The sequence below is a fragment of the Pseudoxanthomonas dokdonensis genome (assembly GCF_001431405.1).
Taxonomy (GTDB): domain Bacteria; phylum Pseudomonadota; class Gammaproteobacteria; order Xanthomonadales; family Xanthomonadaceae; genus Pseudoxanthomonas_A; species Pseudoxanthomonas_A dokdonensis.
The window spans coordinates 219,642-243,203 of the sequence record NZ_LDJL01000004.1; the positions used below are offsets into that span (position 1 = coordinate 219,642).

The window sequence follows — 23,562 nt, forward strand, 5'->3', positions numbered from 1 at the left end:
TCAGTCAGCGCTGCGCGTTCATCGCGCCGGCAGCAGGGTGTCGACGGCGGCGCGGGCGACCGCACCGGCGCCGTTGCCGATTACCGACAGCACCTTGCCCAAGGTCGGGCCATGGGCAATGGCGCTGATCTTGGCGGCGTAGGACGGGTCGGTGGCATAGCCGGCCTTCTGCAGGCCGGCGGCGAAACCGCGGATGTCGGTGCCGGCGGCCAGCGCCTGCTGGTAGCGCGGGTTGCTCTTCAGCAGGCGTACGTAGTCGGCAAAACTCTCGGCGGCCGAGCCGTAGGCGCGGAAGCTGGCGGTTTCGGTCTGGCGCACACCGTTGTTGTATTCATGGGTGGTGGTGCGGGTGCGGTCGCCGTTCCAGCCGGTGGCCTTGATCCCGAACAGATTGTGCGAACTGCCGCCCTCGTTGCGCTGGATGCCACGCTTGCCCCAGCCGGTCTCCAGTGCGGCCTGGGCGACCAGCGCACGCGGATCGACGCCCAGCTCGCGCGCGGCATCCTTGGCATGAGCCCAGATATCGGCGACAAAGCGTTCCGGCGAATGGGCGGCAAACCGCGCTGGTGGCTGGCTGGCGATCTGTTCGATGTTGTCGCAGGCGGCGTCTTCGTCGGTTTCGCTGGCATAGGGCTGCAGGCCGTGGCTGCGCAGGGCGGCGCTGAGCGGCAATGGCAGATCGGCGGTGGCAGCCGATGCATCCGCGCGCGTGCTCTGCAGGCTGCGGCCGGCGATCGCATCGAGCATCGATCCGGCATCACCGGCGCCTGGCAGCAGCTGGCGGTATTGCGACAGGGCGGTATTGACCGGGATCACGGCATCGGTCCGGTTGCCGGCCAGTTGCCGCTCGATCATCGGGGCCAGGCCCAGGCCACGGCCCTGGCTCAGCGCCTTGGCCATCTGCTGGTCGTACATGTCGCGGAAGGTCTGGTTTTCACCCGGGAACAGCGAGTCGCCGAAGCTGGCCTCGCGCATGCACTTGATCATCATCTGCGCGAACTGGCCTTCCAGCTGCCGCGCCACGTCCTTGACCCGTGCCGCATCGGGCGCCTGGGTGTTGCTGGACAGCGGCAACGCGGACTGCACCAGGTTCATCAGATCACCTCCAGCTCCGCGCGCAACGCGCCCGCCTGCTTGAGTGCTTCCAGGATCGCGATCAGATCGCCGGGCGCGGCACCGACTTCGTTGACCGCGCGGACGATGTCGTCCAGCGTGGTGCCGCCTTCGAATTTGAACATGCGATTGCCTTCGCTGCTGACCTGCACCGAGGACTGCGGCGTGACCACCGTCTGGCCAGCGGAGAACGCACCGGGCTGGCTGACATTGGCCGATTCACTGATGGTCACGGTCAACGAGCCATGGGTGATCGCGGCCGGCATCACCGTGACCTGCGAGCCGATCACCACGGTACCGGTGCGGGCATTGACGATGACCTTGGCCGGTGCCGTGCCGGGGGTCAGTTCCAGGTTTTCGACCTGCGACATGAAGCCGATGCGGGCGTTGGCATCAGTGGGTGCGCGCACTGACACGGTCACCGCGTCGATGGCGTAGGCGCTGCCGCGGCCGAAGGCGTTGTCCAGCGCGGCGACCATCCGCGAAACCGTGGTGAAGTCGGCCTGGTGCAGATTGAGGGTGATGTTGTCGCCGCCGCCGAATCCGCCGGCGACCGCGCGTTCGACGATGGCGCCATTGGGAATCCGGCCGACGCTGGGGACGTTGACCGACACCCGCGAACCGTCGCGGCCCTGGGCGCCAAAGCCACCGACGATCAGGTTGCCCTGGGCAATCGCGTAAATCTCGCCGTCGGCGCCGCGCAGCGGTGCCATCAACAGGCTGCCGCCACGCAACGAGGTGGCGTTGCCAAGCGAGGACACGGTGATGTCGATCGGCTGGCCGGGTTTGGCGAACGCCGGCAGGTCAGCGTGGATCGCGACCGCGGCGACGTTCTTCAATTGTGGATTGACGTTGGCCGGTACGTTGACGCCGAGCTGGCCGAGCATGTTCTTCAGGCTCTGCACGGTGAACGGTGCCTGGCTGGTGCGGTCACCGGAACCATCCAGGCCGACCACCAGGCCGTAGCCGACCAGCGGGTTGCTGCGCACCCCGCCGACCTGGGCCAGATCCTTGACCCGTTCGGCTTGCGCGGGCAGCGCCGCGGCAATCCAGATCAGGCAGCTGCAGGCCAGCCATTGGCGCAAGCGGGTGGTCATCGTCATCGCCTCAGTTGGGATAGATCGGCGAGTTGAAGAAGCGACTCAGCCAGCCCATCGAATTGGATTGCGCCAGCGCGCCACGGCCGCCATAGGCAATGCGTGCTTCGGCGACCCGGCTGGATGGCACCGAGTTGTCGGTGCGGATGTCGGCCGGGCGCACGATGCCCTGGATCTGGACCAGTTCGTCGCCCTGGTTCAGGCGCATGTTCTTCTGGCCCTGGACCACCAGGTTGCCATTCGGCAGGCGCTGGACCACGGTGACGGTCAGGCTGCCGACCAAGCGGTTGCTCTGCGCGCTCTTGCCGTTGCCGGCAAAGCCGCGGTCGCCGCTGACCGATGCGCTGAGCAGATCGCGGCCGTTGTAGGTCAGGGCGGCACCGGCGATTTCCGGTGCCGACATGCTGATGTCGCTGCTCTTGTCGACCGAGGTGGTGGCGGTGGTCTGGGCCATGGTGTTTTCGACCAGGTCGATGGTCAGCAGATCACCGACGTCGCGCGCGCGCTGGTCGGCATACAGATCCAGGCTGGGACCGGCGCGATAGATCGCGCCCTGGGTCGGGGTGGCGGCATTGGCGACCACCGGCTGGATCGGCGCCAGCGGCGCATAAGGGCGCACGTCGCCGAAAGCGCGCGTACAGCCACTGATGCCCAGCACGACGGCGAAGGCGAACAACAGGGAAGCAGACTTCATGGCCGTGATCACACGTTGTTGTTGAGGTAACCGAGCATGGCGTCGGTGGTGGAGATGGCCTTGGCGTTCATTTCGTAGGCGCGCTGGGTTTCGATCATGCTGACCAGCTCCTCGACCACGTTGACGTTGGAGCCTTCCAGCGCGCCCTGCACCAGCGTGCCGACACCGTTCAGGCCGGGGGTGCCGTTCTGCGCCGGGCCGGAGGCGGTGGTTTCCGAGTACAGGTTTTCACCGCGGGCCTGCAGGCCGGACGGGTTGATGAAGTCGGTCAGTGTCAGCGCACCGATTTCCAGCGCCTGCGCTTCGCCGGCCATGGTCACGCTGATGGTGCCGTCGTTGCCGATGGTCACCGACTGCGCGCCTTCCGGTACCTGGATGCCGGGTTGCACCGGGTAGCCGCTGTTGGTGACCAGTTCGCCCTGCGCGTTGATCTGGAACGAGCCGTCGCGGGTATAGGCGGGCGTGCCGTCGGGCATCAGCACTTCGAAGAAGCCGCGGCCATTGACCATCACGTCGAGGGCGCGGCCGGTCTGCTGCTGGTTGCCCTGCTGGAAATCCTTGGAGGTGGCGACCACGCGCACGCCGGTGCCCAGTTGCAGGCCCGATGGCAATTGCGTCTGCTGCGAGGTCGAACCGCCCGGCTGGCGGACCTGGTGGTACAGCAGATCCTCGAAGCTGGCGCGGTCGCGCTTGAAGCCGGTGGTGTTGGTGTTGGCCAGATTGTTGGAGACCACCGACATCCGCGTCTGCTGCGCGTCCAGTCCGGTCTTGGCGACCCATAAAGCCTGGTTCATTCAAAGACTCCCATGTGCTGATTGCCGGTTGCGCGCGGGGCAGGGGATGCCGCGCGCGAGCTGCTGCGTTGCATCCGTGCGCTGGTGTGCGTCCCTGTGTGGTTCAAGGCAAGTCCCGTGCCAGTGCCGGTGCCGGCAATCCGTCGCCGCGCTGCGCGCCTGCGTACATGGCTGGCTCAGCCACCCAGACGCAGCAGGGTGTTGGACGATTGCGCCATGTCGTCGCCGGTGCGGATCACCTTGACCTGCATTTCGAACTGCCGTTGCAGCTGGATCATCTGCACCAGCGCGCCGGCGGCATCGACATTGCTGCCTTCCAGCACCCCGGACTGCAGGCTGCTGCCAGTGGCCGCGGGCAGCGCCTGTTGCGGGTCGGCGGTGCGCATCAGGCCATCCGGCCCGCGCAGCAACTGCGCCTGGCTGGCATCGACCACGCGCAGGCGACCAACCGTGGCCATGGTTTGCGGGCCTTCGCCCTGCGGGATGATCGAAACCGTGCCGTCGTTGCCGATCTCGACCGATTGCGCGGGTGGGATCGCCAGCGGATTGCCGTTTTCATCCAGCAATGGATGGCCGCTGGCGGTCACCAGCTGGCCGTTGGGAGTGATGCTGAGTTCGCCGTTGCGGGTATAGGCCGGGCTTCCGTCGGCGGCCTGCACCGCCAGCCAGTTGTCGCCGGGCAGGGCCACGTCGAGGTTGCGACCGGTGGCCATGCGCGCGCCGGCACTGGCATTGAAGCCGGGGTCGACCAGCATCGCGTCGACCCGCGACGGCAGCCCCGGTCCCTGGATCGGAAACGCCTGGGTCGCCGCCAGCGCGGCCTTGAAGCCCTTGGTGTCGGCGTTGGCCAGATTGTGCGCGACGCTGCCCTGTGCCTGCAGCGAGGCGCGGGCACCGGTCATTGCCACATAGAGTCCCTTGTCCATGAATCAGCCCCCCGCGCCGGTGCCCATCAGCGGATGTTGATCACGGTCTGGGTGACCTGATCCTGGGTGGAAAGCATCTGCGAGTTGGCCTGGAAATTGCGCTGGGCGACGATCATGTTGACCAGTTGTTCGGTCAGGTCGACGGTCGAGGCTTCCAGTGCGCCGGAAGCGACCTGGCCGAAATCCGAGGTGCCGGGCGCGCCGGTGCGCGGTTCGCCGGAGGAGAAACTGTGGGTCCAGGTGTTGTTGCCCTGCGATACCAGGCCCTGCGGATTGTTGAAGTTGGTCAGTGCGACCTGGCCGATCGCGCGATCGACGCCGTTGGAATAACGCGCGTACACCACGCCTTCCGGCGACACGCTGAATTCATTGAGCTTGCCGCTGGCATAACCATCCTGGCGCTGATCGTTCTTGGCGAATTTCTCGCCGTACTGATTGGTGCCGCTGATGTCCAGGGTCATGTTCAGCACGCCGGCACCAGTGGCAGGGGTGAACGGCGCCAGCGCGATCTGGCCGTTGGCCGGCGTGGTCATCGCGCCGTTGTTGTCGAACTGCACCGTGGTCGGCGCGCCCATCGAAGTGCCATCGACGTAGACATGCGCCTGCCACTCGTTGGGGTTGGCGGTTTTGACGTAGTACACCGACTGCGCATGGGCCACGCCCAGCGAGTCATACACGGTCACCGAGGTGGTTTCGTTGTAGCTGTTGCCTTCGGCCGGATCGAACGGGCTGATGGTCGGCTCGGCGGCATTGCCGGGCAGGGTGACGCCCAGATTGACCCGGGTGGTCGGGCTGGGCGGACTGTCGGTGGTCAGCAACTGCAGATCGACCAGGCGCCCGGTATCGAAACCTGAGCCGTCGTTGCGCGGCGGGAACACCTGCAGGCGATAGCCATCCGGGGTGGTCACGTAACCGTTGGGATCGGGCTGGAAGTTGCCGGCGCGGGTGTAGACGTTGGTACCGTTGTTGTTGACGGTGAAGAAGCCCTGCTGGTCAATCGCCAGGTCCAGGTAACGGCCGGTCTGGTTGATGTCGCCCTGCGAGAACTGCTGGGCCACGTTGGTGACCCGCACGCCGGCACCGATGCCATTGCGCAGCAGGCCGTAGCCGGTGCTGGAAAACACTTCGGCAAACTCCGCGCGCGACTCCTTGAAGCCGGTGGTGGCGACGTTGGCGATGTTGTGCGAGGTGACGTTGAGGTCGGCGTTGGCCGCCTTCATGCCGGACAGTGAACTGTTGAAAGCCATGGTGAACTCCTCGGAGGGATGTCAGGTGCGGGCGCTGCCCGCTCAGGTGGACGATTTGCCGACGCGCAACACGTAATCCAGCGGCGCGGTGCCCAGACCGGGCAGGTTGAGGTACAGCCCATCGGAGCCGATGGTCACGCTCTCGACCCGTGAATCGACGTAGGTGTCGAGCTCGGTGGCGGTGCCGGCGGCATCGGTATGGGTGGCCTTGATGCTGTAGTTGCCGGCGGCCAGCCGCTGCCCGGCGGCGTTGGTACCGTCCCAGCGGAACGCGGTTTCACCCTTGCCGTCGGCCTGTACTTCGACATTGGCCACCACCACCCCGGTGGCATCGCTGATTTCGACGTTGACGCTGCCCGCCGACGGCGCCATCACCAGTCCGCTGCCGTCGCCGCTGGCGCCCAGCGCCACCTGTGCCGATGGCACCAGCACTTCGTGGCCGACCAGGGCGGCGCCCTTCAATACCTGCTCGCCGGTCAAGGCGCTGTTGAAGCCATCGACGGTGGTGTTGAGATCGCTGATGCCCTGCACGGTCGAGAACTGCGCCAGCTGGCCGATGAATTCGCTGTTGGACAGCGGCTTCAACGGGTCCTGGTGCTTGAGCTGCTCGGTCATCAGGCGCATGAAATCGGCCTGGCCCAGGGTTTCGGGCTTGGCGGTGGAGCTGCCGATAACCGGCACGGTGCTGTTGTTGAGGTCGCTGATACTGGTCATGGTCCGCCGTCAGGTAAGAGCCGCTCAGCGACCCATGGAAAGAGTGGCCAGCGCCAGTTCCTTGGCGGTGTTGAGCACTTCCACGCCGGCCTGGTAGCCGCGCGAGGCCGAAATCAGGTTGACCATCTGCGCCACCGGATCGACGTCCGGCGCATACACATAGCCTTCGGCATCGGCCATCGGATGACCCGGCTCGTAGCGCTTGATCGGCGCCGCGTCGCTGCTGCTGATCTGCTTGACCCGGACCGCGGTCAGCGAACCGTCTTCGTTCAGGGGCTGGGCCTGGAACACCGGTTCCAATGGCTTGTAGACAGCCTCTGGCGACGAGGCGATGGAATCGGCGTTGGACAGATTGCTGGCAATCGTGTTCAGGCGCACCGACTGCGCCTGCAGGGCGGAACCGGCGACGTCGAAAATCGGCAGGTTGCTCATCGCTTATTGCCCCGTGATCGCGGTCAGCATGGTCCGCACCTTGGATTCGATGAAGCTCAGCGAGGCGCGGTATTCCAGTGCGGCGCGGCCGTAGGCGGCACGTTCGGCGTCGGCATCGACGGTATTGCCGTCCAGGCTGGGCTGGCTGCCGGGGCGTTGGTACAACTGCGGCGCCAACGACAGATCATCGAGGTGGCGGCTGTCGCTGGTGCGCAGTGCCGCCGGATTGTTTTCGGCCGCCGCCGCGGCATTGCGCAGGGCAGCGTCGAAGTTCAGATCCAGCGCCTTGTAATGTGGCGTGTCGGCATTGCTCAGGTTGCTGGCAATCAGCTGCATGCGCTGCTCGCGCAAGGGCAGCGCGGTGGCGTGGACGCCGAGGTACGAGGAAATCGGGTTGGACATGGCTTGGCTCCGGCATAACCGTTGCCAGGGCTGCTGCAAGCCGCGTGCCACTGGCGCTGCCGTGGGCGCTGCCGATGCTAGGCGGCCTGGCTGGCCAGCACCTGCTTCAACCGCGCCAGCACGTATTCGGCCAGTTCGTGCGGACTGTACTTGGCGACAAAGGCATTGGCGCCGACCCGTTCGACCATGGCGTTGTTGAACACGCCCGACAACGAGGTGTGCAGCAACACGTACAGGCGGGCCAGGCCGGGGTGGCGACGGATTTCCGTCGTCAGGGTGTAACCGTCCATGGCCGGCATCTCGATGTCCGAGATCACCATCGCGTAGCGGCGGGCCGGATCTTCACCGGCGGCATGTATCTGCAAGAGGTGATCCAGTGCCTGGCGGCCATCGGACAGCAGGGTGGTGGCCACGCCCAGCTGGTCCAGCACGCTGCGGATCTGCGAACGCGCCACCCGCGAGTCATCAACCACCAGCACCTGCAGCGTCGGCGACCCGCTCGGCAGCGCCATCTCCGGCGCCAGCGGCGCATCCATCCGTGCCCGGGAGATGTCGGCCAGCACGCTCTCGACATCGATCACCTGGATCAGTTCGCCCTGGAAGCGGGTGACCGCGGTCAGGTAGCTGGCATCGGCGCCGAGGTCCGGCGGCGGCAGGATGTCTTCGACCGCGATGTTGACGATGCGCTCGACGCCGCTGACCAGGAAACCCTGCACCGAGCGGTTGAACTCGGTCACCACCAGATAGCGCGGGGCGCCATCGGGGACGGGTTCGCGCTCGGGATGGTGGATGCTCAGGCCCAGATCCAGCACCGGCACCGAGCGCCCGCGCACGTCGGCGACGCCGGCGAACTCGCCCGGCAGCCCCGGCAGCTGGAACAGTGGCGGGCTCTGCAGTACTTCCTGTACTTTGAACACGTTGACGCCAAAAAGCTGACGCCCGCCAAGCCGGAACAACAGCAGCGCCAGCCGGTTGTGGCCCGCCAGGCGGGTGCGTTGGTCGATTCGGTTGAGCAGATCCTGGGTCATGACCGCATATCGGCGCGGCGGCGCCAGACTTGAACGTTCGCCCATCCGCACGCTGCCGGGAATCAGGCCCATCCACGGGCTGGCACGCCGATTGCATCGCCAGTGGCAATCCCATCCGTGGCGGATTGCCGACATGCGACGTACTTCCTTCTGCGCTGGCGCGCTGCTGTTGGCCGCCTCGCTGCTCGCCGGCGACGCGCTGGCCAGTGGCTTCCAGTCCGTGGATTCGATCCGCGATGCCGCATTGCAGGCCTTGCCTGCCGGCAGTGATGCCGAAGCGACGCTGGACGCCAACCTGCGCCTGCCGGCGTGTGGCAGTGCGTTGAGCGCGCGTGTCAACGGCAGCCAGTCGGTGGAAGTCAGTTGCCCGCAGGATGCCGGCTGGCGGTTGTTCGTGCCGGTGCGGGTGCGTCGCAACCAGACCGTGCTGGTGCTCAACCGCGGCATTGCCGCCGGCCAGCCAATCAGCGCCACCGACTTCAGCAGCGAAACCCGCGATGCCGCGCGCATCGTCGGTGCCGCCATCGCCGACCCGATGCAGGCGGTCGGCCAGGTCGCCCGCCGCACCCTGAGCGCCGGCAGCGTGCTGTCACCCGGCGATCTGGTCGCGCCGCGACTGATTCGCCGCGGTGACAACGTGGCGCTGGTTTCGCGCCGTGGCGGCGCCGAGGTGCGGATGAATGGCAAGGCACTCGGCGATGCCGGCGAAAACGAGCGGGTGATGGTCGAGAACCTCAGCTCGCGCCGTGTCATCCAGGGCGTGGTCGGGGCCGGTGGCGATGTCTGGGTCAGCCGTTGACAGGCGATGGCCGCCACCGCCAGCCAGCCGCTAAAGATGACCGGGACGCGGCCGATAACCGTCGAGCAGGGAAAGCGATGGCGTGCGCCGCGCCGGTTTTGAATTCTGTGCACGCCGTCACTAAAGTTGCGCCAATGGCGGCCGATACCCTAACGAACCCCGTAACAGGACCCCTCCCATGAGCCAGAAAATCGAAGGAACGCCGCCCCCGGCCATCCGTAGCACCGGTCCGGTCTCCGGTCGCGTCAGCCAGGCTGGCGGCGAGCGCTCCGACCCGGTCGCGGCCAGCAGCGGCGGCGACAGCCTGCGCCTGACCGGCGAAGCCTCCAACCTGCAGGCGATGCAGCGCGAACTGTCGTCGGCATCGGCGGTGGACATGGCGCGGGTGCAGGAAGTGCGCGACGCGCTGCAGAACGGCAGCTACCAGATCAACGCCGGCGCCATCGCCGACGGCATGCTCGGCCTGGAAGCACAGCTGCGCGGATGACCGTGCCCGTGTCCAACGCGCTCGAATCCAACCTGATCGAACCGTGCATGCAGGCGTTGCAGCAGGCGCTGGACTGCGAGCGCCAGGCGATCCTGGATCACGATGTCGAGGCATTGATGAGTGCCACCGGCGAAAAACTGACGGCGCTGCGACAGCTGGAGACATTGGCCGCCGGCATTGATCCAACCCCGCTGGAACCCCGCCTGCGCGCGCTGTACCAGGCCAACCAGGCCAATGGCGCATTGCTGGCGCGCCGCCGCCGCGAGGTCAACTGGGCGTTGCGCCACCTCGGCCGCAGCGAAAGCTCCGGCGCCTACGACGCCCGCGGCCAGACCGATACCCTGCAGGCGTCACGCGCACTGGCCGTGGTCTGAGCGGCGAGCCAGGGCGCGGCCTGGCGCGTGCCGCTGACCGCTGCAACTTGCCCTGGCTGCGGGGCTTGTCGATACTGGGTCGCTCATGTCGCATCGCGTCGTCCAGGTTCCGTGTTCGTGAAATCTCCCGCAGAAATACCCCAGGGTCGAGCCGACATGCCCGCGTTTTCCACTATCCAGGCGTTGGGCCAGTTGATGGAAAACGGCGTGTTGATGTGTCGCGGCGATGGCCGCCCACTGCATGCCAACGAGGCCGCGCTGGCGCTGGTGCCCAGGCAATACGATGTCCTGCAGGCATTGCTCGACCTGATCCCGGTCGACGGCCTGCAGGCGGCGCGCAATGATGGCCGCTGGAACGGCATGATCACCCTCGATGACGGCCGCATCCTGCGCCTCAGCGCGTATTTCCATGCCGACGCCGGCGATGCCGGCTACTTCCTGATCATGTTCCATGACGTCAGCGACGCCCATGTACGACAACAGGAACTGCAGCGTCGCCATGCCCAGTTGCGGCAGACCCTGATCCGCCTCGCCGGCACCCAGGAACAACTGGTGCAGTCGGAGAAAATGGCTTCGATCGGCCAGCTCGCCGCCGGCGTCGCGCATGAAATCAACAACCCGATTGGCTATGTGCATTCCAATCTCGGTTCGCTGCAGGAATACCTGCACAGCCTGTTCGCCCTGATTGAAATGTACGAGCGTGCGCTGCGGGCCGCCGACCCCAAGCAGATGCTGCCGGAGATCGACGAGATGCGCGCGCGCTACGACATCGATTTCATCACCGGCGATCTGCCGCAGCTGATGGCCGAGTCGCGCGAGGGCATCGAACGGGTGACCCAGATCGTCCGCAGCCTCAAGGATTTTTCGCATACCGATCGTGATGATGCGTGGAAGCGCGCCGACCTGCACCACGGTCTGGATTCAACCATCAACATCATCTGGAACGAGCTCAAGTACAAGGTCGCGCTGGAGAAGCACTACGGCAAGCTGCCGATGATCGAATGCATGCCCTCCGAGCTCAACCAGGTATTCATGAACATCCTGTTGAACGCCGGCCAGTCGATCCAGGAGCGCGGCACCATCGAAGTACGTACCGGTACCGACGTCGAAGCGGACGAGGTGTGGGTGGAAATCGAAGACAGCGGCAGTGGCATCCCTGAGGACATCCTGCAGAACATCTTCGATCCGTTCTTCACCACCAAGGCGGTCGGCAGCGGCACCGGGCTGGGGCTGTCGATTTCCTACGGCATCATCAAGAAGCACCAGGGGCGCATCGACGTCACCAGTGTCCCGGGGCAGGGCTCGTGTTTCCGCATCAGCCTGCCGATCAAGCAGTTGCCACGCGAGGACGGCTAGCCGCCAGCGCGGTTCAGATGCCTTGCCGCAGTTGCGACTGGTGCTCGTGGGCGGTGAATGCCTGGCGGATGTGGTCGCGCAGTTCGTCATCGTTCCAGGGTTTGGTCAGGAACCGGTAGATTTCGCCGCGATTGATTGCTTCGGTGACAGTGGCCAGATCGGTGAAGCCGGACAGCACCAGGCGCACGGTGTTGGGATACAGCACTCGCACCCGGCCGAGGAATTCGGTACCGCTCATGTCCGACATGCGCTGGTCGGACAGGATCACCTGGATATCGTTGGTCGCCAGCAGGTCGAAGGCATCGTTGACGTTGCTGGCCGAGAAGATGCGATAGCCATCGCGGCGGAACAGGCGCACCAGCGAGCGCAGGATGTTTTCCTCGTCATCGAGCAGCAACAGCGCCCGGTCGGGCTTGATCGCGGCGAATGACTCGGCGCGCAGGTAGCGGCGTCGCAATACCGCGCCGGCTTCCTCGGCACTGACCGCCTCGCCGAACAGATGGCCCTGCAGCATGTCGCAGTGGTTGCGGCGCAGGAAGCCCAGTTGCACGTCGGTTTCGACACCGTGGGCGATGACTTTCATGCCCAGCTGGTGGCCCATGGCGATGATCGCGCAGGCAATGGCCACTTCGCGGCTGCTGTTGGGCACGCCCTTGATGAAACTGCGATCAATCTTGATCTTGTCGACCGAGAACCGCATCAGCGAATCCAGGTTGGAATCGCCCATGCCGAAATCGTCCAGGGTCAGGCGGATACCCTGCCGGTGCAGGTGGGCCAGGGTGCGGTGGACCACGCTCATGTCCTTGGCCAGGGTGTTCTCGCGTACTTCCAGCACCACCATGCTGGCGGGAATGCCAGCGGCATGGACCGCGTCCAGCACTTCATCGACAAAGCTCGGCCGCATCAGCTGCATCGCCGAGACATTGACCGCCACGCTCAGGTCATCGAAGCCGCGGTCACGCCAGATGCGGGCCTGGGCGAAGACCTGCTTCAGCACCCAGTCGCCAATCTGCACGATCACGCCGAGCTTCTCGGCCACGTGCATGAAGCGCTCCGGCGCCAGCACGCCCAGTGCCGGCGAATGCCAGCGCAGCAACGCCTCCATCCCGACCACGCGGCCGTCGTGGGCGTTGATCTGTGGCTGGTAGCACAGCTGGAACTCGTTGTTGGCCATCGCGTTGACGATCTGGCGGGCGACCATGCTGTCGCTGCGCAGGTTGATCGGCGCGCCGGCGGTGTAGCGCCGGACCAGGTTCAGCCCCTCATGCTTGGCCTGGCTGACTGCATTCTCCGCGTGGTGCAGCAGGGTGCCGACGTCGCTGGCGTCCTCCGGGCACAACGCCATGCCGACGGTGCCGCTGAGGAACAGGGTGTAGGGCAGCACGCTGAGTGGCAGTTCGATGGCGTCGCGCAGGCGTTCGCCGAACTGCTGCGGGCTCGGTGCGTTGGCATCGCGTGGCATTGCCACCACGAACTCATCACTGCCATGCCGCCAGATCAGCGCCTGCGCGGAAAATTCATCGACCAGGCGCTGGCCCATCAACGCCAGCGCTTCATCACCGACGGCAACGCCCATGTTCTCGTTGATCGAGCGGAAATGGTCGATGTCGATGTGGAACAGGGCCAGCGGCGTGCCGCCGGCGACCGCGTCCTGCACCAGCCCGCCCAGCCGCGCTTCGCTGCTGCCCAGCCGGCGCAGGGGATCTTCGGTGCGGGGATGGAAGTTCATGCTGCCTGAGGCTGGGCGTTCATGGGGCGCGGGACAGGCAAGGATAGGGCAGGCGGATGCTGATCCGGTAGCCGTCGTGATCGCCCTGCCCACGCAGCTCGCCGCCAACGCTCAACGCACGCAGCTGGCAGCTGTCCGGCACCATGCCATCGGCAGCGTCATCGCAGGCCACGCGCAGCTCGATCCACAGCGGCAATGCCGAGTCATCGCCGCGCAGGAGAACCTCCATCTGGCGGATGCCTGGTCGCGATAGCGCCTGCTCGATCAGTTGCTGGACGATGCGGAATGCCGCCTGTTCGATCATCGTTGGCGCGCGTTCGCTCGGCGGCTCGGCGTTCATCGACATCGGGATGCCGCTGGCCGCACTGTGGCGGGCCAGTTCGGCGCGCAGCGCCGCGACCAGCCCGAGCACCGGCAACTGCGGCGGGTACAGGCAGGCATGCAGCTCGCGCAGCCGCGCGACCACCTCGTCGGCCATCTCGACCAGCGCCTGCATGTCCTCGCGTCGCTGCTTCGGGTCGAGCTCGTCGGCGGCCAGGTGCGCGGTCATCTTGATCGCCGATACCGACTGGCCGATATCGTCGTGCAGGGCGCGACCGATCCGTTCACGCAGCTGCTCCTCACGCTGGAACAGTCCGGCCAGCGACGCTGGATCGGGGATGGCTGATCGAGGTGGGGCGGGGACGCGGTCGGACATCATGCGGTAGTGGCTGGAAACAGCCGGCAGTATGCCAGCGCCGTGTGGCTGAAGGCGTGACGTGGATGCCATGTCGCTGGCCATCGGCTACCGCCGCGAACGCAACGAGCCGGGCAATGCCCGGCTCGCTGTGGCTGACGCTGGCTGGCGACGATCGCGCGCCAGGCTAGAACAGTTCGACCGTGCCGGCTCCGAGGTTCTGCTGCGCGACCGGCTTGTGCGGCGGCCGTTCCCATTCGCTGCGCTGGCTGCGGACCCGGTTGCCGACGCTGCGCAGGCTGGCCAGCACTTCACCATCGTCGTTGCCGGCACTGCGTTGCAGCAGTTCCTGCAGGGCCAGCGCCTCGCGGTTGATCATGGTCAGGCGGTCGAGGTGGGTGGCGGCGCTGCCCAGTGACTGGGTGGCGATGTCCTCGAACTGCAGGGCGCGCACCGCTTCGGCGACGGTGCCGTCGATGGCCTTGCCGCACTGCGAAATCTCGCGCATGCCATCGCCCAGCGAATGATTGATGGCGGCGACCTGGTTGAGCATGTTGGCGGCTTCGCTGCGTGCCTCGCGCGAGCGATCGAGATCCCGCGAGGCCATGTGGGAAACGGTTTCGCGGACCTTGGCAATGGCATCCTTGGAACTGTGCGCCAGCTTGCGGATCTGCTCGTTGAAGGTGGTCGAGCGCTCGGACAGATTGCGTACTTCGTCGGCGACCACCGCGAAGCCACGGCCCGCCTCGCCGGCGCGGGCGGCTTCGATGGCTGCATTCAGCGCCAGCAGGTTGGTCTGGTCGGCGATCGACTTGACGTCTTCCAGCAGCGAGAAGATGCCATCCAGGTGCTGGGCCATCTCGTCGATGTGGTGCACCGTGGTCGAGCTCTGGCCGCTGACCTGTTCCAGCGCCTCGACCAGCTGTTCCATGCGCTGGCTGGCGTTGTGCGCGAACTGGGCGACATCGATGCCCGGATTGCTGCTGTCACCGGCGCGGTCGACGATGCGCGACACCACCTGGCTCTGTTCACGGGATTTGCGGCTCATCGCATCGAAGCTCTCGCCGAGTCCGCTGACCGCTTCGCGAATCAGGCCACGGGCGCGTTCGATCTCTCCGCGCGAGCCTTCGATTTCGTTGTCGACGAACTTGCGCAGCTCGCCAAGCAGGGTTTCCTGTTCGCGCAGCAGCGTGCTCTGCTGCGGCGAACTGCGGGTGGCCGTGTGCGCCAGCCAGGCGTGCAGCAACCAGGCCAGTGTCATCGTGGTGAGGATGGCCCAGCGCATCGGCACCGGCCATTCGAACAACACGGCCAGCGGGAACAGCAGGGTCAACAACAAGGGAGCAACTAGACGGACCAATGTGCGCGGATACATGTGGGTTCTCTACTGATTCACGTATTGGGTATCGGCCGCAACCGGGTGGTCTTTAGCGCGGCGGTGCAGTTTCTGCTGCTGGCACGAGGCCTGTTGCATGGCGCTGCAGCGCATCCGCCGAACGCCCGCTGAGCGCATGCGTCACCGCGTGGTGGACGGATTTGCGGTTGACCGTGGCGCCGTGCAGGCAAGCGTCGCGCTAGCGATGGGTGCTGTCGGTCGCGGCCAGGGTCAGCAGGCGGCTGGCGATCTTTTCCAGCGCTGCCTGTTCGCTGTCGGCGACCAGTCGCAACGCGGCGCCCGGCATGCCCCAGACCACGCTGGTGGCTTCGTCCTGGACCAGTGTCGGCGCGCCGGCTTGGGCCATCGCCAGCAATCCGCGCGCGCCGTCATCGCCCATCCCGGTCAGGATCGCACCGACCGCGTTGTGGCCGGCGGCCTGGGCCACCGAGTGGAACAGCACGTCGACCGCCGGCTTGTGCCGGTTGACCGCCGGACCATCGTCGATCCGGCAGCGCCAGCGCGCACCGTCGCGGATGATCCGCAGGTGGCGGCCGCCGGGCGGCAGGTAGGCATGGCCGGGCAGCACCGCTTCACCATCACTGGCTTCGCGCACCGCCATCGCGCTGTGCCGATCCAGGCGTTCGGCGAAGGCGCGGCTGAAGCCGGCCGGGATGTGCTGGGTGATGACGATGGCCGGGGCATCGGCCGGCATCTGTTCGAGTACCGCACGGATCGCCTCGGTGCCACCGGCCGAGGCGCCGATGGCGATCAGGCGGTCAGTGGTGCTGAAAGCGCGGCGCGCGGTTGGCGCGGCGGTGCTCATGCTTGGCGTGACGTGGCGCGCCGCATGCACCCGCGCCGACGGCCTGACCCTGGCGTGCGCCGCCGCCTTGACCTTGGCGATGATTTCATCGGCGTAGCTGCTCAGCCCCTGGCTGACAGCGAGCGCCGGCTTGGCGACGAAATCGACCGCGCCCAGCGACAACGCCTGCAGGGTGGTGTCGGCGCCGCGCTCGGTCAGCGAGGAAATCATCACCACCGGCAATGGCCGCAGCCGCATCAGGTTTTCGAGGAAGGTCAAGCCGTCCATGCGCGGCATTTCCACGTCCAGGGTGACCACGTCGGGGTTGAGCTTCTTGATTTTCTCGCGCGCCAGCAACGGATCGGCGGCGGTGCCGACCACCTCGATGCCGGCATCGCTGGACAGGATCTCCGTCAGCAGCTGGCGGACCACCGCCGAGTCGTCGACGATCAATACCTTGCACGCCGGCATCAGAACAACTCCACGCCGCCGGTGACCGGCGCACGCGACAGGCGTGCCCGGATCGCGGTTTCGGTAGCCACCACCTCGGCGTCGTGCGCATGCGGCAACCGTTGCACCACGACCCGGCCGGTGCGCGGGAAGAACCAGACCTTGCGCGGGTGGATGCCGCGCAGGTCCTCGGCCACCACCGGGATGTTCTCGGCCTGCAGGTAACGGTGCACGAATTCGGCGTTGCGGCTGCCGACCGGGTTGCTGGTGAAGCCCTTGAGCACGTTGGCGCCGCCAAACACCTTGGCCTGCAACCGCGAGCGATGTGCGCCGCGCTTGAGCAGATCGTTGATCAGCAACTCCATCGCGTAGCTGCCATAGCGGGCGGGCGCGCCGTCGCCGACTTGGCCATCGGGCAGCATGAAGTGGTTCATGCCGCCCAGCTTGAGCAGCGGATCGCGCACGCAGGCGGCCACGCAGGAACCCAGCACGGTCACCAGCGCCATGTCGGTATCGACCACCAGGTACTGGGTCGGCAGCAGCTTGGCGGCATCGGTGTGGAAGCGTGCGTCGCGGTAGCGCAGTACGCTGTCACCGGCCTCGACCAGGGCAGCGGCGTTCATGCCAACTGACCATTGCGGCGATACAGGGTACGCCCGCACGGCTGGATGATATCGGCCGCGTGCAGGTAGTTTTCCGAATGACCGGTGTACAGCATGCCGTCATCGGCCAGGTGCGGCACCAGCCGCGACAGGATGCCGCGCTGGGTCGGCTTGTCGAAGTAGATCATGACGTTGCGGCAGAACACCGCGGTGAACGGTCCGGCCACGTCGTAGCGCGGCGCCAGCAGGTTGAGCGGCTGGAAATCGATCAGCTGGCGCAGCCGCGGATGGACCCGGCACAACCCTTCCTGGCTGCCGGTGCCGCGTTGGAAATACCTGCGCCGCAGGTTGTCGTCGAGCGCGGCGATGCGCTCCAGCGGATAAACTCCACGCTGGCCGGTCGCCAGTACCTGGGTGTCGACATCGGTGGCGAGGATGCGTACCGGTGGCGACAGCGTCGAGAACGCCTCGCAGGCGGCGATCGCCATCGAATACGGTTCCTCGCCGGTGGAGGCGGCGCACGACCACAGACGCAGCTCGCCGTCGCCGGCACGCTTGTGCAGTTCCTCGCGCAGACGGTCGAAGTGGTGCGGTTCGCGGAAGAACGCGGTCAGGTTGGTGGTCAGCGCATTGGTGAAGGCCTGCCATTCGTCGCCGCCTTCGCGTTCCAGCCGGTCCAGGTATTCGCGGAACGAGCCGATGCCGAGCGCGCGCAGGCGCCGCGACAGCCGGCCGTAGACCATGTCGCGCTTGCCGTCGGCCAGGGCGATGCCAACACGCTGGTGGATCAACTGGCAGACCCGGCGGAAATCGCGGTCGCCGAACTCGAATTCGCGCTGTCCATTGCCGGCGCGTGGCAAGGCACTGGAAGCGCCGCTGGCGGCGTGGGTGGGAGCGGCAACGGACATGCGGGTTCCGGGGGTGATGGAGGAGCGACGGGGCGCCGGGCGCCCCGTCGGGGTCATGCGGCAATCAGAATTCCTGCCAGTCCTCGTCGGCACCAACCAGCGCCGGCTCCTCCTGGCGGGCTCGCGCGGCGACCCTGGGCCGGGCGCTGCTGGTCTTGCTGGCAGCGGCCGATGCCAGCTGGCTGGCGGCATCGTCAGCCTCATCCATTTCGCGCGCCTGCGCTTCCAGTACGAACACCCTGACCGTGTCGGCGAGTGCGCCGGCCTGTTCTTCCATGCTGCGTGCGGCGGCGGAGGCTTCCTCGACCAGCGCGGCGTTCTGCTGGGTGGTCTCGTCCATCTGGGTGATGGTCTGGTTGACCTGCTCGATGCCGGCCGACTGCTCCTGCGAGGCGGCCGAGATTTCGGCCATGATGTCGGTCACCCGCTGCACGCTGGCGACGATTTCGCCCATCGTCTGGCCGGCCTGGTTGACCAGTGCCGAACCATCGCTGACCTTGCCGACCGAGGTTTCAATCAGGCCCTTGATTTCCTTGGCCGCGTTGGCGCTGCGCTGGGCCAGGGTGCGCACTTCGCTGGCGACCACGGCAAAGCCGCGGCCCTGTTCGCCGGCGCGGGCGGCTTCGACCGCTGCGTTCAGGGCCAGGATATTGGTCTGGAAGGCGATGCCGTCGATGACCGAGATGATGTCGGCAATCTTGCGCGAGGACTGTTCGATGTCGCGCATGGTGGTGACGACCTGGCCGACCACCTCGCCGCCCTGCGAGGCGACCGAGGCCGCGCCGATGGCCAGCTGGTTGGCCTGGCGGGCCGATTCGGCGTTCTGGCGCACGGTGGAGGTCAGTTCCTCCATCGAGGCGGCGGTTTCTTCCAGGTTGGCGGCCTGCTGTTCGGTACGCCGCGACAGGTCGGCGTTGCCGGAGGCGATTTCGCCGGCGGCGGTATTGATGTTGACCGAGGCGCCCTTGATGCGGCTGACGATGTCGGTGAGCTGGGCGACGGTGGCGTTGGCATCGTCGCGCATGCGGGCGAACACGCCGTGGAACTCGCCCTGCATGCGGGCGGTCAGGTCGCCGCGGGCGATGGCCTGCAGCACCACCGAGGCTTCGGACAGGTTTTCGTCGGTGACTTCCATCAGCTGGTTGATGCCATCGACCATGTCGCGGAATTCGTACTGGTACTGGTCTACATCGCCACGCTGGCTGAAGTCGCCATCGGCGGCGGCACTGGCCAGGCGCTTGATTTCGGTATTGATGGCGGCCAGGTTGCGCTTGGTTTCATCCATGGCCTCGGTGATCACGGCCTTCTCGCCCGGCAGTCGGTCCATGTCCGGCGACAGGTCGCCGATGGCGTAGCGCTTCATGATCTCGACCGCGCGCATCTTGACATCGATGTGCTGGGCGACCAGGGCGTTGGTCTCACGGACCATGCGGCCGTACTCGCCGGGGAACCGGCTGTCATCGATGCGATAGCTGGTGGCGCCTTCGTCATGCCGGGTTGCCATCTCGCTCTGCGCGCTGATGACCTGCTGCACCTGGCTCTGCATGCGCTGCATCGCGCCGAGCAGCTGGCCGACTTCATCGCTGCGGCTGGTGTCGATGCGTCCGTCGAGCTTGCCGCTGGCGACATCGTTGGCCACGCGTACCGCTTCACCCACGGATCGGGCGATGGCGCGGGCAAACAACCAGGCCAGCAACAGGCCGCCGACGATGCCGGCCAGCAGCATGATGCCGATCAGGGTATTGGAAGCGGCAAAGGTACTTTCGGCGCTGCGGGTGGCGGCGGCCGACTGGCGATCGACTTCTTCGATCAGCATCGACAATGTGCGGGTGGCCTTGCTGTGCGCCTGGTAGGTGCTGCCGATGAAGGCATCGACCGCATCGTCTTCCAGTTGCAGATCCAGCATCTCGAACACATCCATGTACGAGCGGTGCGCTTTCTTCCAGTCGATCATCAACTGGTCATACAGCTTGCGCTCGGCGGCATCGGCGATCAGCGGCTTGTACGCGGCCAGATCCTTGTCGATCAGCTTGGCGGTGGCGGCGGCCTGCTTGCGAGCGTCGGCCTTGACCGCGTCGCTGGCGCGGACCAGGGTGGCGAAGGAGGTGCTGCGGTATTCACCCATCAGACCACGCAGGTCGCCGGCCAGCTTGACGCTGGGCAGGGTGTTGCTGGTCATTTCACGGGTGACGTTGTTGAGCGAGTACAGGCCGACAAACGAGCCAACGCCCTGTGCCAGCATCAATACCAGGACGACGCCGAAGGCCAGCATCATCTTGGTGGTGAGTTTGAGATTCTTGATCCGGTGCATTGAAATCCAATCCTGTTGACAGGCGGTGGCCGCGCGTGCAGCCGCTGGAAAAGGGCGCCGCGGTCCGAAACAGGCCAGCCGTGGGCCGGCTGGCCGTGGGGTGCCGCGTTTAGTTCATCGTCGCCAGCTTGAGGTTGGACGGCGAGTTGATCACGATTTCGGCGCGCGAGGCGTCGCGCTTGATGTCGCCGATCACGCACACGGCCTTGCCTTCCAGCGTTTCCGGGGCCGGCGAGAACTTGGCGCGGACCGAACCGGGGATGCGTGCGGTGAAGGTGTGGCGCGGGAAGTCACCGCCCATGTACAGGAAGGTCGGCTCGCCTTCGGAATTCTCGGCGAAGCGGGCGCGACCGACCTTGCCGCAGACCACGCCGGACTTGCCGGCGAACTTGGTCGCCATCTCGGCGGGGATGGCGTTGTCGACCTTGGACTGGCCGTTCGCGCGCGGCGCCAACGACAGCGCGGCGCCAACGATGGCGACGGAAACAAACACGAAAGAAGCGGTTTTCATCTGCAGATTCTCCGGGGAACGATTGAACGGGTTGGCGCCGGCAGGCGTCTCGCAGACTCAGATCGGCCGCGGCGCGGGAAACTTGAGTGGTTTTTCGCGCCGGGAGTGGCTGGCAGGCAATGCATCGCCCGTCGCCGCGCCGGGATCCCGCTCAGGCGCTGCCGGCCTGCCACCACGCGGCCAGCGCATCGGCGGCCAACGGCTCGGAGAACAGGAAGCCCTGCAGCACCGGGAACCCCTGTTCGATCAGGAAGTCGCGTTGCGACGGCGTTTCCACGCCCTCGGCGACGACCTTCATGCCGAGGCTTTCGCCGATCCGCAGCACCGAACTGATCAGGGTCCGGGCGATGGCGCTGCTCTCGATGTCATGGACGAAGCTCTGGTCCAGCTTGAGCTCGTAGATCGGCAGACGATGCAGATGGCTGAGGCTGGAGTAGCCGGTACCAAAGTCGTCCAGCGACAGGCGCACGCCCATCACGTAGATGGCCTCGATGTTGTCCAGCACTTCCGGGTCCGGATCCAGCATCACGCTCTCGGTGATTTCCAGGGTCAGATCGTCGGCCGACAGCTGGTGCCGGGCCAGGGTCTGCTGGATCTGGCTGGCCAGTTGTCCATCGCGGAAATTCAGTGCCGACATGTTGACCGACACCCGCGGCACCTGCACGCCGTCGCGACGCCAGCGCGCCATCTGCGCGCAGGCATGTTCCAGCACCCACAGGCTGAGCTCGCGGATGATGCCGCATTCCTCGGCGACCGGTATGAAGCGCATCGGCGCAATCGGCCCCAGCTCCGGGTGGTCCCAGCGCAGCAGCGCCTCGACCCCGTACAGCGCGTTGCCGTCGCCGCCGACCTGCGGCTGGTAGTGCAGGTGGAACTGGCCGGTCGCCAGCGCTTCGCGCATCGCGGTTTCCAGCGAGACCCGTTCCTGGGCGACGCGGTCCATCTCGCGACTGTAGAAGCGGAAGCGATCACCACCCTCGTTCTTGGCCTGGTTCATCGCCATGTCGGCATGCCGCAACAGGTGCTCGATGTCCCAGCCGTCGCCGGGGAACATCGCCACGCCGATGCTGGCGCTGGGATGCACCGTCATCACCCCGGCGCTGACCGGTTGCGCGATGGCCATCAGCAGCCGTTCGGCGACGCTGCCGGCCAGCTCGGTGCTGGAGTGCGGCAGGATGATCACGAACTCGTCGCCGGCCTGGCGGCCGATCAGATTCATGCCGGGTAATTCGTCGACCAGCCGTGCGGCGATGTCGCGCAGCACGCCGTCGCCGGCGGCATGGCCCTGCGCGTCGTTGATCCGCTTGAACCGATCGAGGTTGATGAACAGCACCGCGGCCTGGGTGTTCATCTGGATCGCGCTGACCAGGATCTGTTCGGCCTTGGCGCTGAACATCACCCGGTTGGGCAGTCCGGTCAGGGTGTCGTAGAACGCCAGCTGGTGCACGCGCTCGTTGGTCAGCTCGCGCTCCATCACCAGCGCGCACAGATGCAGGCAGGTATCGACCAGCCGCTGGTGGAATTCGTCGGCGCTGCGCATCTGCCGGGAGTAGAACGACAGCGTGCCCAGTACCCGGCCGTTGCTGGATTTGATCGGGTTGGACCAGCACGACTTGATGCCCTGTTCGAGCAGATAGCGGTGATAGTCCGACAGCACGCTGTATTCGCTGATGTCGGCGGTATGCACCGGCCGGCCGCGCCAGGCGGCGGTGCCGCAGGCGCCGGCACGCGGACCCATCGGCAGCCCCTGCAGTGACTGCAGGATGTGCGCGGGCAGGCTGGGCGCGGCCAATGGCTTCAGCTCGCCGCTGTTGTCGACCGCGACCACCGAGGTCACCAGCTCCGGTGAAATGCGCTCGATCTCCAGGCAGATCAGGTTCATCACTTCGGCCACCGGCAATTCGCGCACCATCGCGTTGAGCACTTTGTGGTGAAGCACCTGGTGCATCTTGGTGTGGGTGATGTCGGTCAGCACGCTGACCAGCGCAATCAGCTTGCCGTCGTCGCCGTGGACCGGATTGACCGCTGCCGACACCCATACCGGCCGGCCATCGCGTGCGTACAGCAGGACCTCGGTGTTGAGACTGTCGCCACTGCCAACCACGCCGGCAATCGCCCTGTCGAGGCCGGGATCGGTGTGCGGGCCGCTGAGCATCTCGCTGGGAATATGGCCGAACATCTCGTCCAGCGGGTAACCCATCAGCCGGGTGAAGCCACGGTTGATGTAGACCACGCGGCGCTCGGGAGTACTGATGAAAATCGCGTTGTCGCTCTTGTCCATCACCAGCGACAGTTGCTGCATCCGTTCCTGCTGCTCGCGGTATTCGCTGATGTCGCGGATATGGATGACGTGGTAGTGCCCGTCCTGCAATCGCAGTGGCGAGATCGACAGGGCGGCCGACAACCGGCTGCCGTCGCTGCAACGCATGCCGATGGCGTGATGGTTGCCGGCCAGGCGCGCCACGCACGAGGCCTGCGCCGGCGGGCCGGCATGCGGCAGCGGGCAGACCAGCAACTGGTGGATGTCGAGCCCGAGCAGGCTGTCACCGGCGTGGCCGAGCAGCGCCTGCGCCATCGGGTTGGCCAGCACCACCGTATTGTCGGCGTCCACCACCAGTGCCGCATCGACCGACTGGGCCAGCAGGCTGGCGATGCCGGGGTCGAATGTAGCTGGCAGGATCGCGCAACCGGCGTGCGCGGCGTGGGCGGCGTGGGTCATGGCCGTCTCTGGG

At 66.3% G+C, this 23,562-nt stretch carries 23 protein-coding genes; 4 read left to right on the forward strand and 19 right to left on the reverse strand.

Annotated elements, in window-relative coordinates:
• Positions 1-18 precede the first annotated feature (18 nt).
• The 10 genes from flgJ to ABB29_RS04125 form a co-directional block, all read right to left on the reverse strand.
• Positions 19-1,095 (reverse strand): flagellar assembly peptidoglycan hydrolase FlgJ, encoded by a 1,077-nt coding sequence (flgJ, locus tag ABB29_RS04080; protein ID WP_057657334.1) that lies wholly within the window; start codon positions 1,093-1,095, stop codon positions 19-21.
• Positions 1,095-2,210, reverse strand: coding sequence for a flagellar basal body P-ring protein FlgI (locus ABB29_RS04085; protein ID WP_425414726.1), 1,116 nt, complete (start codon positions 2,208-2,210; stop codon positions 1,095-1,097). The genes flgJ and ABB29_RS04085 overlap by 1 nt, the downstream gene beginning before the upstream one ends.
• 10 nt (positions 2,211-2,220) lie before the next feature.
• Positions 2,221-2,904 (reverse strand): flagellar basal body L-ring protein FlgH, encoded by a 684-nt coding sequence (gene flgH, locus ABB29_RS04090; protein ID WP_057657535.1) that lies wholly within the window; start codon positions 2,902-2,904, stop codon positions 2,221-2,223.
• Between the two features lie 8 nt (positions 2,905-2,912).
• Positions 2,913-3,698 carry a flagellar basal-body rod protein FlgG gene (flgG, locus tag ABB29_RS04095; protein ID WP_057657336.1) on the reverse strand — a complete coding sequence of 262 codons (786 nt, stop codon included), beginning with the start codon at positions 3,696-3,698 and terminating at the stop codon, positions 2,913-2,915.
• A 176-nt stretch (positions 3,699-3,874) separates the two neighbouring features.
• Positions 3,875-4,624 (reverse strand): flagellar basal body rod protein FlgF, encoded by a 750-nt coding sequence (locus ABB29_RS04100; protein WP_057657337.1) that lies wholly within the window; start codon positions 4,622-4,624, stop codon positions 3,875-3,877.
• Between the two features lie 26 nt (positions 4,625-4,650).
• Positions 4,651-5,871 carry a flagellar hook protein FlgE gene (flgE, locus tag ABB29_RS04105; RefSeq protein ID WP_057657338.1) on the reverse strand — a complete coding sequence of 407 codons (1,221 nt, stop codon included), beginning with the start codon at positions 5,869-5,871 and terminating at the stop codon, positions 4,651-4,653.
• Between the two features lie 42 nt (positions 5,872-5,913).
• Positions 5,914-6,585 (reverse strand): flagellar hook capping FlgD N-terminal domain-containing protein, encoded by a 672-nt coding sequence (locus ABB29_RS04110; protein ID WP_057657339.1) that lies wholly within the window; start codon positions 6,583-6,585, stop codon positions 5,914-5,916.
• Between the two features lie 24 nt (positions 6,586-6,609).
• Positions 6,610-7,017 (reverse strand): flagellar basal body rod protein FlgC, encoded by a 408-nt coding sequence (flgC, locus tag ABB29_RS04115; RefSeq protein ID WP_057657340.1) that lies wholly within the window; start codon positions 7,015-7,017, stop codon positions 6,610-6,612.
• Between the two features lie 3 nt (positions 7,018-7,020).
• Positions 7,021-7,419 carry a flagellar basal body rod protein FlgB gene (gene flgB, locus ABB29_RS04120; RefSeq protein WP_057657341.1) on the reverse strand — a complete coding sequence of 133 codons (399 nt, stop codon included), beginning with the start codon at positions 7,417-7,419 and terminating at the stop codon, positions 7,021-7,023.
• A 77-nt stretch (positions 7,420-7,496) separates the two neighbouring features.
• A complete protein-coding gene (locus ABB29_RS04125; RefSeq protein WP_057657536.1) occupies positions 7,497-8,447 on the reverse strand; it encodes a chemotaxis protein in 951 nt (316 codons plus the stop codon).
• A gap of 133 nt (positions 8,448-8,580) precedes the next feature.
• Between ABB29_RS04125 and flgA the strand changes: the two genes are divergently transcribed.
• From flgA to ABB29_RS04145, 4 genes are all read left to right on the forward strand, one after another.
• Entirely contained in the window at positions 8,581-9,246 is a 666-nt protein-coding gene (flgA, locus tag ABB29_RS04130; protein WP_057657537.1) for a flagellar basal body P-ring formation chaperone FlgA, read from the forward strand.
• A gap of 178 nt (positions 9,247-9,424) precedes the next feature.
• On the forward strand, positions 9,425-9,733 hold the full coding sequence (gene flgM, locus ABB29_RS04135) for a flagellar biosynthesis anti-sigma factor FlgM (protein ID WP_057657342.1): 309 nt from the start codon (positions 9,425-9,427) through the stop codon (positions 9,731-9,733).
• Entirely contained in the window at positions 9,730-10,107 is a 378-nt protein-coding gene (locus tag ABB29_RS04140; RefSeq protein ID WP_057657343.1) for a flagellar protein FlgN, read from the forward strand. Before flgM ends, ABB29_RS04140 begins: the two co-directional genes overlap by 4 nt.
• Positions 10,108-10,263: 156 nt before the next feature.
• Positions 10,264-11,463 (forward strand): ATP-binding protein, encoded by a 1,200-nt coding sequence (locus tag ABB29_RS04145; protein WP_057657344.1) that lies wholly within the window; start codon positions 10,264-10,266, stop codon positions 11,461-11,463.
• 13 nt (positions 11,464-11,476) lie between these two features.
• On the opposite strand, the gene ABB29_RS04150 is transcribed toward ABB29_RS04145, so the two are convergent.
• From ABB29_RS04150 to ABB29_RS04190, 9 genes are all read right to left on the reverse strand, one after another.
• Positions 11,477-13,192 carry an EAL domain-containing protein gene (locus ABB29_RS04150; RefSeq protein WP_057657345.1) on the reverse strand — a complete coding sequence of 572 codons (1,716 nt, stop codon included), beginning with the start codon at positions 13,190-13,192 and terminating at the stop codon, positions 11,477-11,479.
• Between the two features lie 19 nt (positions 13,193-13,211).
• The gene (locus ABB29_RS04155) at positions 13,212-13,889 is read right to left on the reverse strand and encodes a sensor histidine kinase (RefSeq protein WP_170185844.1); all 678 of its coding nucleotides are present in this window, start codon (positions 13,887-13,889) and stop codon (positions 13,212-13,214) included.
• 166 nt (positions 13,890-14,055) lie between these two features.
• Positions 14,056-15,243, reverse strand: a complete 1,188-nt coding sequence (locus tag ABB29_RS04160; RefSeq protein ID WP_057657347.1) for a methyl-accepting chemotaxis protein — start codon at positions 15,241-15,243, stop codon at positions 14,056-14,058.
• 199 nt (positions 15,244-15,442) lie between these two features.
• Positions 15,443-16,519, reverse strand: a complete 1,077-nt coding sequence (locus ABB29_RS04165; protein WP_057657348.1) for a protein-glutamate methylesterase/protein-glutamine glutaminase — start codon at positions 16,517-16,519, stop codon at positions 15,443-15,445.
• A complete protein-coding gene (gene cheD, locus ABB29_RS04170; protein ID WP_057657349.1) occupies positions 16,519-17,121 on the reverse strand; it encodes a chemoreceptor glutamine deamidase CheD in 603 nt (200 codons plus the stop codon). Before cheD ends, ABB29_RS04165 begins: the two co-directional genes overlap by 1 nt.
• Entirely contained in the window at positions 17,118-18,008 is an 891-nt protein-coding gene (locus tag ABB29_RS04175) for a CheR family methyltransferase (RefSeq protein ID WP_057657350.1), read from the reverse strand. The genes cheD and ABB29_RS04175 overlap by 4 nt, the downstream gene beginning before the upstream one ends.
• A 64-nt stretch (positions 18,009-18,072) precedes the next feature.
• Positions 18,073-20,319, reverse strand: coding sequence for a methyl-accepting chemotaxis protein (locus ABB29_RS04180; RefSeq protein WP_057657351.1), 2,247 nt, complete (start codon positions 20,317-20,319; stop codon positions 18,073-18,075).
• A gap of 109 nt (positions 20,320-20,428) precedes the next feature.
• A complete protein-coding gene (locus tag ABB29_RS04185) occupies positions 20,429-20,830 on the reverse strand; it encodes a hypothetical protein (protein WP_057657352.1) in 402 nt (133 codons plus the stop codon).
• 151 nt (positions 20,831-20,981) lie between these two features.
• Positions 20,982-23,549: a bifunctional diguanylate cyclase/phosphodiesterase gene (locus tag ABB29_RS04190; protein ID WP_170185845.1), complete on the reverse strand. Its 2,568-nt coding sequence runs from the start codon at positions 23,547-23,549 to the stop codon at positions 20,982-20,984.
• Positions 23,550-23,562 lie beyond the last annotated feature (13 nt).

Excerpts from the sequence above, each read along its gene's own strand:
- flgJ (WP_057657334.1), bottom strand. The coding sequence starts at position 1,095 with ATGAACCTGGTGCAGTCCGCGTTGCCGCTGTCCAGCAACACCCAGGCG.
- ABB29_RS04085 (WP_425414726.1), bottom strand. The coding sequence starts at position 2,210 with ATGACCACCCGCTTGCGCCAATGGCTGGCCTGCAGCTGCCTGATCTGG.
- flgH (WP_057657535.1), bottom strand. The coding sequence starts at position 2,904 with ATGAAGTCTGCTTCCCTGTTGTTCGCCTTCGCCGTCGTGCTGGGCATC.
- flgG (WP_057657336.1), bottom strand. The coding sequence starts at position 3,698 with ATGAACCAGGCTTTATGGGTCGCCAAGACCGGACTGGACGCGCAGCAG.
- ABB29_RS04100 (WP_057657337.1), bottom strand. The coding sequence starts at position 4,624 with ATGGACAAGGGACTCTATGTGGCAATGACCGGTGCCCGCGCCTCGCTG.
- flgE (WP_057657338.1), bottom strand. The coding sequence starts at position 5,871 with ATGGCTTTCAACAGTTCACTGTCCGGCATGAAGGCGGCCAACGCCGAC.
- ABB29_RS04110 (WP_057657339.1), bottom strand. The coding sequence starts at position 6,585 with ATGACCAGTATCAGCGACCTCAACAACAGCACCGTGCCGGTTATCGGC.
- flgC (WP_057657340.1), bottom strand. The coding sequence starts at position 7,017 with ATGAGCAACCTGCCGATTTTCGACGTCGCCGGTTCCGCCCTGCAGGCG.
- flgB (WP_057657341.1), bottom strand. The coding sequence starts at position 7,419 with ATGTCCAACCCGATTTCCTCGTACCTCGGCGTCCACGCCACCGCGCTG.
- ABB29_RS04125 (WP_057657536.1), bottom strand. The coding sequence starts at position 8,447 with ATGACCCAGGATCTGCTCAACCGAATCGACCAACGCACCCGCCTGGCG.
- flgA (WP_057657537.1), top strand. The coding sequence starts at position 8,581 with ATGCGACGTACTTCCTTCTGCGCTGGCGCGCTGCTGTTGGCCGCCTCG.
- flgM (WP_057657342.1), top strand. The coding sequence starts at position 9,425 with ATGAGCCAGAAAATCGAAGGAACGCCGCCCCCGGCCATCCGTAGCACC.
- ABB29_RS04140 (WP_057657343.1), top strand. The coding sequence starts at position 9,730 with ATGACCGTGCCCGTGTCCAACGCGCTCGAATCCAACCTGATCGAACCG.
- ABB29_RS04145 (WP_057657344.1), top strand. The coding sequence starts at position 10,264 with ATGCCCGCGTTTTCCACTATCCAGGCGTTGGGCCAGTTGATGGAAAAC.
- ABB29_RS04150 (WP_057657345.1), bottom strand. The coding sequence starts at position 13,192 with ATGAACTTCCATCCCCGCACCGAAGATCCCCTGCGCCGGCTGGGCAGC.
- ABB29_RS04155 (WP_170185844.1), bottom strand. The coding sequence starts at position 13,889 with ATGTCCGACCGCGTCCCCGCCCCACCTCGATCAGCCATCCCCGATCCA.
- ABB29_RS04160 (WP_057657347.1), bottom strand. The coding sequence starts at position 15,243 with ATGTATCCGCGCACATTGGTCCGTCTAGTTGCTCCCTTGTTGTTGACC.
- ABB29_RS04165 (WP_057657348.1), bottom strand. The coding sequence starts at position 16,519 with ATGCCGGCGTGCAAGGTATTGATCGTCGACGACTCGGCGGTGGTCCGC.
- cheD (WP_057657349.1), bottom strand. The coding sequence starts at position 17,121 with ATGAACGCCGCTGCCCTGGTCGAGGCCGGTGACAGCGTACTGCGCTAC.
- ABB29_RS04175 (WP_057657350.1), bottom strand. The coding sequence starts at position 18,008 with ATGTCCGTTGCCGCTCCCACCCACGCCGCCAGCGGCGCTTCCAGTGCC.
- ABB29_RS04180 (WP_057657351.1), bottom strand. The coding sequence starts at position 20,319 with ATGCACCGGATCAAGAATCTCAAACTCACCACCAAGATGATGCTGGCC.
- ABB29_RS04185 (WP_057657352.1), bottom strand. The coding sequence starts at position 20,830 with ATGAAAACCGCTTCTTTCGTGTTTGTTTCCGTCGCCATCGTTGGCGCC.
- ABB29_RS04190 (WP_170185845.1), bottom strand. The coding sequence starts at position 23,549 with ATGACCCACGCCGCCCACGCCGCGCACGCCGGTTGCGCGATCCTGCCA.